At 42.4% G+C, this 8,842-nt stretch carries 13 protein-coding genes and 1 pseudogene; all 14 read right to left on the reverse strand.

The window, feature by feature from the left end; all coding sequences use genetic code 11:
• Positions 1–76: 76 nt before the first annotated feature.
• On the reverse strand, positions 77–409 hold the full coding sequence (locus RYL88_RS09000) for a cupin domain-containing protein (RefSeq protein WP_314990722.1): 333 nt from the start codon (positions 407–409) through the stop codon (positions 77–79).
• Between the two features lie 142 nt (positions 410–551).
• Positions 552–908 carry a 50S ribosomal protein L19 gene (rplS, locus tag RYL88_RS09005; protein WP_002951216.1) on the reverse strand — a complete coding sequence of 119 codons (357 nt, stop codon included), beginning with the start codon at positions 906–908 and terminating at the stop codon, positions 552–554.
• Positions 905–1,609 carry a tRNA (guanosine(37)-N1)-methyltransferase TrmD gene (trmD, locus tag RYL88_RS09010; protein ID WP_314990724.1) on the reverse strand — a complete coding sequence of 235 codons (705 nt, stop codon included), beginning with the start codon at positions 1,607–1,609 and terminating at the stop codon, positions 905–907. Before trmD ends, rplS begins: the two co-directional genes overlap by 4 nt.
• On the reverse strand, positions 1,609–2,136 hold the full coding sequence (gene rimM, locus RYL88_RS09015; RefSeq protein ID WP_314990726.1) for a ribosome maturation factor RimM: 528 nt from the start codon (positions 2,134–2,136) through the stop codon (positions 1,609–1,611). The genes trmD and rimM overlap by 1 nt, the downstream gene beginning before the upstream one ends.
• Complete coding sequence (locus RYL88_RS09020) at positions 2,129–2,371, reverse strand: KH domain-containing protein (protein ID WP_297968498.1); 243 nt, start codon at positions 2,369–2,371, stop codon at positions 2,129–2,131. The genes rimM and RYL88_RS09020 overlap by 8 nt, the downstream gene beginning before the upstream one ends.
• An 8-nt stretch (positions 2,372–2,379) precedes the next feature.
• Entirely contained in the window at positions 2,380–2,610 is a 231-nt protein-coding gene (gene rpsP / locus RYL88_RS09025; protein WP_002951203.1) for a 30S ribosomal protein S16, read from the reverse strand.
• Between the two features lie 67 nt (positions 2,611–2,677).
• Positions 2,678–4,018 carry a signal recognition particle protein gene (gene ffh, locus RYL88_RS09030; protein WP_314990728.1) on the reverse strand — a complete coding sequence of 447 codons (1,341 nt, stop codon included), beginning with the start codon at positions 4,016–4,018 and terminating at the stop codon, positions 2,678–2,680.
• A 66-nt stretch (positions 4,019–4,084) separates the two neighbouring features.
• Positions 4,085–4,843 carry an RluA family pseudouridine synthase gene (locus RYL88_RS09035; protein ID WP_314990730.1) on the reverse strand — a complete coding sequence of 253 codons (759 nt, stop codon included), beginning with the start codon at positions 4,841–4,843 and terminating at the stop codon, positions 4,085–4,087.
• Positions 4,840–5,979: a lipid IV(A) 3-deoxy-D-manno-octulosonic acid transferase gene (gene waaA / locus RYL88_RS09040; RefSeq protein WP_314990732.1), complete on the reverse strand. Its 1,140-nt coding sequence runs from the start codon at positions 5,977–5,979 to the stop codon at positions 4,840–4,842. The genes RYL88_RS09035 and waaA overlap by 4 nt, the downstream gene beginning before the upstream one ends.
• A gap of 9 nt (positions 5,980–5,988) precedes the next feature.
• Positions 5,989–6,699: a zinc ribbon domain-containing protein gene (locus RYL88_RS09045; RefSeq protein WP_314990734.1), complete on the reverse strand. Its 711-nt coding sequence runs from the start codon at positions 6,697–6,699 to the stop codon at positions 5,989–5,991.
• Between the two features lie 9 nt (positions 6,700–6,708).
• Entirely contained in the window at positions 6,709–7,446 is a 738-nt protein-coding gene (locus tag RYL88_RS09050) for a Nif3-like dinuclear metal center hexameric protein (RefSeq protein WP_314990736.1), read from the reverse strand.
• Positions 7,447–7,452: 6 nt separating this feature from the next.
• Complete coding sequence (gene glyQ, locus RYL88_RS09055; protein ID WP_314990738.1) at positions 7,453–8,334, reverse strand: glycine--tRNA ligase subunit alpha; 882 nt, start codon at positions 8,332–8,334, stop codon at positions 7,453–7,455.
• Between the two features lie 10 nt (positions 8,335–8,344).
• Complete coding sequence (locus RYL88_RS09060) at positions 8,345–8,758, reverse strand: effector binding domain-containing protein (RefSeq protein WP_314990740.1); 414 nt, start codon at positions 8,756–8,758, stop codon at positions 8,345–8,347.
• A 2-nt stretch (positions 8,759–8,760) separates the two neighbouring features.
• Positions 8,761–8,842 (reverse strand): annotated as a pseudogene (locus RYL88_RS09065) (DUF3972 domain-containing protein); the annotation flags it as partial.

The following is an 8,842-nucleotide window of genomic DNA, read 5'->3' on the forward strand; positions in this document are numbered from 1 at the left end:
GAGCGCTGGTGCCGATGATTTTCGCGCCCGCTATGCTTAGGCGTTTGGCGAATTTAATGCCTAAAAAGCTTATACCTCAAGATTTTAAAACCTTGAATACTCGACTTACATCGTCATTTTTGCTTAAGCTAAGTCTTACGATACTATTTTCTAGCGCAATGAGCGCATGAGGAATGTTTGGATCAAGCGTAACCATATCAAGCGCATTCAGTGTCCTAGAATCCTCACTGACGCTAAAATCTATTTTTCCGCTTAGAACTTGAACCATTATCGCCCCAGGCGCCTTATGCTCTTTCATCTCGGCGCCTTTTTCTAAATTTATACGTATCTCTTTGCTGTGCGGACCATCAAAAAGCTTAGCTATAGTAACGCCGTTAAATACGTCATTTTGCCATACGATTTTTTCCATTTACAACCTTTATTATAAAATAATAACGACATTGTAACTCTAGATTTAGATAAAAGAATTGATTTTAATTAAGCGATTTTTGAAATTTAAGAAAATAGGTAGGGAGCAAAAGCCTAAAAATAGACTTTTGCAGGAAGTAAAATTATTTTTTAAGCTCTTTAATGCGAGCAGCTTTACCGCGTCTATCGCGTAGATAAAATAACTTAGCGCGGCGTACGCGACCCTGTCTTAGAACGGTTATGCTCTCTAGACTCTCGCTATAGATAGGGAAAATTCTCTCTACGCCTACGCTGTTTGCGCCGATCTTTCTAATAATAAAAGTTTCGCCTGTTCCGCTACCGCGTCTTGCTATGCAGATACCTTCAAAATTTTGAATTCTAGTTTTATCGCCTTCTTTAATACGGATAGCTATACGTAAAGTATCTCCAGCACGAAAATCAGGCACAGACTTTTGAGCTATTTGAGTTTGTTCAAATGCCTCTATATACTTGTTTCTCATATTTTTTCCTTAGTCGGCGACTCAAATTTTCGGTATAAATCCGGACGAAAAAACCTAGTTTTTAAGAACGCCATATTATTTTTCAAAGCTCTAATTTTAGCATGGTCTCCCTTTAAAAACGCTGAAACCACTCCAGAACCTTTGTAATCACTGGGTTTCGTAAAAGAGGGGGCTTCGAGCAAATTGCCTTCAAAACTCTCAACTTCAAGGCTTTGATTATTCCCTAAAACGCCGTCGATATTGCGAGAAATCGCATCGGTAATGCAAAGCGCGCCCAGCTCCCCTCCGGTCATCACAAAATCGCCTATGCAAAAAATCTCGTCCGCGTACTTTTCTAATATGCGCTCGTCTATACCTTCATATCTACCGCAAACTAGACAGATGTGTTCTTTTTTTGCTAGACGCCTAGCATCGTTTTGAGTAAATTTTTTCCCGGCAGGCGCGAGAAAAATAGTATGGATTCTTGGCTCATTTTTTAATAAAAAATCTAAAGTATCATTAAGAGGCTGACACGTCATGAGTAAACCAGCACCGCCGCCAACCATATAATCATCTACCTTTTTATGCTTATCGGCGCTAAAATCTCGAGGATTTAAAAAATCAATCAAGACAAGATTCTCTTTTACGGCACGACCTAAAATACTATCTTGAAAATATGGTCGTACAAGGCTTTCAAAAAGCGTAACAAAGGTAAATTTCATCAGGAATTTTCTAAAATCAAGATAGCATTTTTGGTATAGATTTTTTTATTTTCTACATCGACTTTTTCTACATAAATATCTATATACGGAATATAAAAACTTTTTTCTAGTCCTTTGGTAATCAAATTTTTATCGGTTTTTACGAGAAATAGATGATTTGCCCCGACTGCATTTATATCCTCTACCTCGCCCAGCCTTTGGTTATTCTCGTAAATTTCGCAACCGATGATATCAAAATAGAAAAATTCGCCTTTTTTTAGTTTGCAATTTTTTCTAGTTTCTTCTTTTGTAGTGTAAATTATTTTGTTTGTGAGAGTTTTTGCACTATCTACATCCTCAAAACCATAAAAAACAATCGTATCATTTGCGCAGTTGTAGTTCTTGACGATCAGTTTACTGCCGTCCATATCATAAAAAACGGTATTTTTCTTAAACTGGTCAGGGAAATCACCTCTATTGTTAAGCCTGACAAAACCTTTTAGTCCTACGGTTTTTCCAAGTAAGGCGACTTCTACAAATTCACTCAAGGTGTTTTACCGTAACGCGGTATGAAGTCGTATCTTTAGCTTTATAGCCGACAATAACGGTTTTTATCGCATTTATTGTTCTACCGTCTTTACCGATTAGTTTACCGGTATCAACCTTGTCGGCATATATTACTAGTTCGGTAAAATCATCGTCAAGCTTGACTCGTTCAAGTTTTACTTTTTCTGGGAAATCGGCGATGAGTTTAGCGTATTCAAGTAAAAAGTTTTCTACCATTTTTTAAGTTATTTGCTAGTTATTTTTGCAACCCTATCGCTAAGTTTCGCACCAACGCCTTTCCAATAAGCTAAGCGCTCAGCGTCAAATTTTACCACCTCAGGCTCGACCATAGGGTTGTAGTAACCGATCGACTCTATCCAGCCGCCGTCTCTTCTTTTTCTACTATCCGTTACGACTATACGATAAAAAGGTTTTTTCTTGCGTCCCATTCTCGTTAGTCTTACTACTGTTGCCATTATATTTCTCCTTTTATTTTTTAAATAGGCTTAAATTTAGTCACGCTCGTAGCCAAATTTAAGCCCTTTAATTAGGGTGTGAGTTTTTAGCCTGGTTTAGTAAATTTCCAAGTCCTTTTAGGCCTTCTTTGCCAGAAAATCTCTTTGCTATTTTTGATGCATTTTCAAACTGCTTCAAGAAGCGATTTACCTCTACTTGAGATAGCCCGGAACCGGCAGCCAAACGTCTTTTTCGGCTGTTGTTTAACAAATCAGGATTTTCGCGCTCTTTTTGCGTCATCGAATTTATCATAGCTTTGATATGTAAAATTTCCTTGGAGTTATCAAGGTCGATATCTTTTATCTGATTTGCCACACTTGAGAGGCCCGGTATCATACCGATTAGGCTTTTCATATTTCCGAGCTTTTTGACGCTTTCCATTTGCGACAAAAAGTCGTTAAAGTTAAACTGTCCTTTTTTGATCTTTTTATTTATTCTTTTTGCTTCTTGCTCGTCTATCACGGCGCTAGTTTTCTCAACCAACGTCGCCAAGTCGCCCTCGCCCATTATGCGGCTTACGATACGCTCGGGAATAAAGCTCTCCATATCGCCGACTTTTTCGCCGATACCTACGAATCTAAGCGGTATGTTTAGCTGCTTGGCTATGCCGATAGCTACGCCGCCTTTGCTGTCCGAGTCAAATTTGCTTAGCACCACGCCGCTTATTTTTAGCGCATCGTTAAACGTGCTTGCTGTTTTTACGCCGTCTTGTCCGCTCATAGCGTCGGCTACGTAAAAAATTTCATGCGGCTCAAGCGCTGATTTGATATCTTTTATCTGCTTCATCAAAGCTTCGTCTATCGCTAGGCGTCCCGCCGTATCGACCAAAAGTACGTCGTAAAGCCCGCTTTTTGCCTTAGCTAGCGCTTGTTTGGCTACGTTTAGAGGATCGGTTTCGTTTTCTATGCTAAAAAGCTCTATCTCGTTTGCTTCGCAAAGCTGACGAAGTTGCTCGACGGCTGCCAAGCGTTGCAAATCGCACGCTGCGACTAAAACTTTTTTCTTTCTAAGTTTTAGATAATTAGCTAGTTTTATCGTCGTAGTGGTTTTTCCACTACCTTGCAAGCCTGCCATCAGCACGATTGTAGGAGCTACTGGCGCAAAGACAAAGCCCTGGTTGCCCGGTGCGGTTAAAACCTTCGTCAAATTTGACTTTATAGCGTCTAAAAATTGCTTTTGGCCTATTCCGCTTTGCTTAAGATCGGCCTCTATGAGAGCTAGCAATTCTTTGGTAACTTTGTGATGAACGTCGGCTTTTAGTAGTGCTTTTTTAAGCACGTCAAGCGCGTTATTTAGCGCTTTTTCATCGTCTACGAAACGAATTTTACTAACGGCTAAACGAAACGACTCGCTGATTTGTTCAAACACATTCTACCTTTTATTTACATTTATAGCTAAAGCGCGTATTTTATTAAATTTAAGCTTTATCGCTCTTTAAATCTCAAAATTTCTTGAAATTTCAAAACCGAGCCTGTTAAAATCACTGCTAAAATTTGACCTAAATTTATATCCTAAAAGCTCGATTTTATAAGCGTGCAGATACATTCTTGCGGCTTTATTTTTAGCGTATTTTTCATCCCCCACGATCCCGTATCCCGCGTGATTTAGATGCACTCTGATTTGGTGCGTTCTGCCGGTTTTTATCTCGACTTTTACGAGACTTTTTTTGCCTGCGACCATCACCGGCGTCACGTGCGAAAACGCCTCTTTGCCGTTTGGCGATATCTTAGAAAACGCTCCGCCTCTGTTTTTTAGCGTGATTATGGGTTCGTTTACGCTAAATTCCTCGCTCACGATACCCTTGACCGCCGCAACGTACTCTTTTTTTACGCGGCAGTTTTTAAACTCCTCGATCGCTTTTTTTTGAAATTCCTCGTTTTTTACAAGCAAAAGCACGCCGCTAGTTTCCTTATCGAGCCTGTGAAGCAGAGGAAATTTATAAGTTTCGCTCACTTTTTCCGAGGTTAAAAACGCCGGTTTATCAACCGCGATCAAATTTTCATCCTCGAAAATCACGCTTGGGCGCGGTAGCTTTTGCACGTTAAATTTAGTCGCCGCACTCATCATCGCGCGCGCCACGGCGATCCTCTGTCCTTTGGCGCTAACTAGGCCTGCGTCGATTAGTTCCTTTGCCTCGTTGTTTGAGATGCCTTCCTGGATCGCCAGCAGTTTATAGGCTTTTTCTTCTTTCATAAATTTTCCTCAATATCTTTTAAAATCTCGCTCGCATCGCCTTTGGCGACTATTTTTGCTTTGGGTAAATTTTGCTTTAAAAGCGAACTTATCTCGCTCGCTTTTGCAAATTTTATGCCGTCAACCGCGCTATACAGGGCCTTTTGGTTAAAAATAAACTCCCCGCTTATCACGGCGTTTTCAAACTGTGCCGCCTCGATCGGATTGTGTCCGCCGACGTTTGGCACGAAACTACCGCCGAGCACGACGACGTCGCTAAATTTATAAATATTTACCAGCTCGCCCATCGCATCGACCAGCACGCACTGCGCGTCAAAATTTTTCGTTTCGCTAAATTTAGAAAAACTAAGTCCGTTTTTTACGGCAAATTTAGCCAAAATCTCGCCCGCTTCGCCAAATCTCTCCGGATGGCGCGGCACGAGTATCAGCTTGTCGTTTGCGCCCAAATTTAACTCGCGCAAAATCAGCTCCTCCTCGCCCGTATGAGTGCTAGCTAGCACGATCGCGCGCTCTTTTGGTTTGGCGTAAATTTTACTCGGATTTGGCAAAAAGGCTGATTTTATATTGCCGCTAACGACGATATTTTTGGCGCCTAGTCGCTGCAGACGCTGTTTATCTAGATCGCTTTGGGCGTAAATTTTATCTATAAATTTAAACAAATACCCATAAAAAAAGCCAAATTTTAGATAGCTTTTGTAGCTCCTATCAGAAATCCTAGCGTTTATCAAAATGACGCGCGAACCTTTAAATTTAGCCCAAAAAACAAGCCCCAGCCAAAGCTCGGCCTCAAAAATAACCGTTATTTTAGCAGGCTTTAGCCAAAACGGTAAAAATATCTCAAACGGCAAAAAACGCGTATTTTGCGTGATTTTTTTCGCCTCGTCAAATCCCGTTTTGGTTACTACCGAGACTGCGGCCGCGTCTTTAAATCTACTAACTAGCGGCGCGATAGAACGCACCTCGCCGAAACTGCACGCGTGAAAATGCACGCGTGAGGCGTCAAATTTGGGATTTTTAAACAAAAAAAATCTAGCGGGGATCGAGGCTCTGTACTTTTTCTTAAAAGCTAAAATCGCAAGCGGTAAAGCCCCCAAGGCAAATGCCGCGAGGACTAAAACGTAATAAATTATTATCAAATTTAAAGGCTAGTTCGCCGCTTCTTTGTATAAAATTCGGCCGCAGTGAGGGCAGGTCACGATGTCTTCGCCCTTGATGACGGCAGAATAAGTCTTGTCGTTTATCTGCATAAAGCAGCCGTAGCAGGCCTGCTTTTTGACCGGCACGACGGCGGTGTTGTGCGCCCATTTGCGGATTTTCTCGTAAAAGGTCAAGATTTTTTGATTCATCTCGCCAACTAGCTTGTTTTTCTTAGCGTATATTTCGTCTCTTTGCTGCTCGATAGCGCCGACTTCGGCCGAGATTTCGCTCTCGATTTTGATCAAATTTTCGCCAAGCTCCGCAGCCTTTGCCTCAAGCTCGCTTTTTAGCGCATTTTTGCTATCTATGATTTTTTCTAGTCTTTCGACCTCTTCGTTTGCGGCCTCTAGCTGTTCTTTAGCTAGCTCGTCTTCTAGTTGAAGCGCTTTTATCTCTTTTTCGGTTTTTGCAGCGCTGCTTTTTTTAGCGACGTCTTTTATCTTTGCGCTAAATTCGGCTATGTGCGCGTTGGTTTGAGATTTTTGATTTTTTAGCTCGGTCACGCTCGTAGCCGCTTCTCCGATCTGCGCTAAAATCGCCGCCTGCTCGTCCTTAGTAGCTTTTAAAACGCTTTGAACTTTCTCAAGGCGCGGGGTAAAATCGTCGATATCTTTATCGATACTTGAGAGCTCGACTAGCTGTTCTAGATATTTATTCATCTTTTTCCTTTAACTGTATGAAAACGGGTTTTTTGAGTTGGATATTATAGTAGGAATCGGCAAAATTTGCAAATATTTTGCAAGCGACTCCCCAAAATACCGCTCGCTCTCGAAGTGCCCGATGTCTAGCATAGTAAGATTATTTTGCACGGCGCTCATGGCTTGGTGATACTTTAGATCGCCCGTTAAAAACACGTTCGCCTTAACGCTATCTATCAAATCGCCGCCGCTTCCCGTACAAAACGCAAGGCGCTTTACCGGCGCATTGCGGTCAAATTTTCGCCCTTTACAAACCCTTAAATGGCTCAAATTTAGCTTTGTTTTTACCCTCTCGCAAAGCTCGTCAAAGCTCAAATTTACGTCCGCATAAAGCACGAATCCATCGCGCTCCTTTGGCGTAAAGCCCAAAATTTCGCTTAGCACGTACTCGTTTAGATGGCTTAGATCATAATTAGTATGCATAGCGATCAGGCTTAAATTTTTAGTCATCATTTTTGCAATTAGGCTACTTGGATATTTGTCCAAATTTAGCGATTTTAGCCCTTTAAAAATGAGCGGATGATGCGTGACGATAAGCGAATTTGGCTGCGCCTCGTCCAAAAGCTCGTCATCGACGTCAAGGCTAAGGTAAACGCGCTGCGCGCTCGCCTCAAACGAGCCCACGAGCAGTCCGCTGTTATCCCACTCCTCTTGACTCGCAAACGGGCTAATCTCGTCTAAAATTTTATAAATTTCGCCGATTTTCATCAAAATTTATTCGCCCTTCGCGTCGTTTTGGGCGGCGTCGATGCTAGCTTTATACGTCAGCGCGCACTCTTTAGCCAGCTCGCGGATTTTTAGGATATAGTCTTGCCTTTGCGTTACGCTGATCGCTCCTCGCGCGTCAAGGACGTTAAACGTATGCGCCGCAAGCATGCAATAATCATACGCAGGCAGAGAAATTTTGGCCTCCAAGCAGCGTTTGCACTCGCCGAATGCGTTTTCAAACTGGCGAAACAGCATATCTACGTCCGCGACCTCGAAATTATATTTGCTCCACTCAAATTCGCCCTGCTTATGCACGTCGGCGTAGGTCACGATGTTGCCGCCCCTATCGTCCCAAACTATATCATAGACGCTATTTACGTCCTGCAGATACATCGCAAGGCGCTCTAGGCCGTAAGTGATCTCGGCCGAAACCAGCTCGCAGGCGATGCCGCCTACTTGTTGAAAATAAGTAAACTGCGTTACTTCCATGCCGTCTAGCCAGACCTCCCAGCCTAGCCCCCAAGCGCCCAGCGTCGGGCTCTCCCAGTTATCCTCGACGAAGCGGATGTCGTGATTCTTCAAATTTAACCCGAGCTTTTCAAGGCTTTTTAGATAAAGTTCCTGCACGTTTTCCGGGCTTGGTTTAATGAGAACCTGAAACTGATAATATGCACCCAGGCGGTTTGGGTTTTCGCCGTATCTACCGTCGGTCGGGCGGCGAGAAGGGGCGACATACGCCGTCGCCCACGGCTTTGGCCCGAGGCTCCTTAAAAAAGTCGCCTGATGATAAGTGCCCGCGCCCGCAGGCATATCATATGGCTGCAGTATCACGCAACCCTGCTCGCGCCAGTAGTTTTGCAACGTCAAAATAATCTCTGAAAACGTCATTTTTTACCTTTTATTTTATTGATATGTAAATTTCTATTTTTTCGTTTAAATATTTCTCAAAGTCCGTTTCGTAGGCTCTTTTTAGCTCAGAGTTTTCAAAATATTTCCAAATTTCTCCCCAAAATTTTGCTACGTTTTGCGGCTCGTTCGGAAAGCTAAAAACGGCGTATTTGCCGCTTTTTATCTCTAAAATTTCGCCGCCTGAGCAAAGCGATTTAGTTCCGATAAATAAATCGTAAAGCCCGTTTACGCCGTTTTCGTAACTGCAATAAACGCCGTAAATTTCGCTCTTGCCGTCATAAAATTCTTTTATAAATTTAGCCCACAAGGCTGGGATTTTACCGTCTCCGTTTATCTCGTCGGCATTTTTGGTGCGAGTTTTTAGTCCGTAAATTTTAAAACCCTCTACCTCTAAAATTTCCACGACTACTCCTTGTCTCCTTTGAAATTTTCAACCGCTTTGTTCCACATGAGTTTGTATTTTCGCTTTAAAAACTCGACTTCGTCT

This window comes from uncultured Campylobacter sp. (assembly GCF_963517995.1).
Taxonomy (GTDB): Bacteria; Campylobacterota; Campylobacteria; order Campylobacterales; family Campylobacteraceae; genus Campylobacter_A.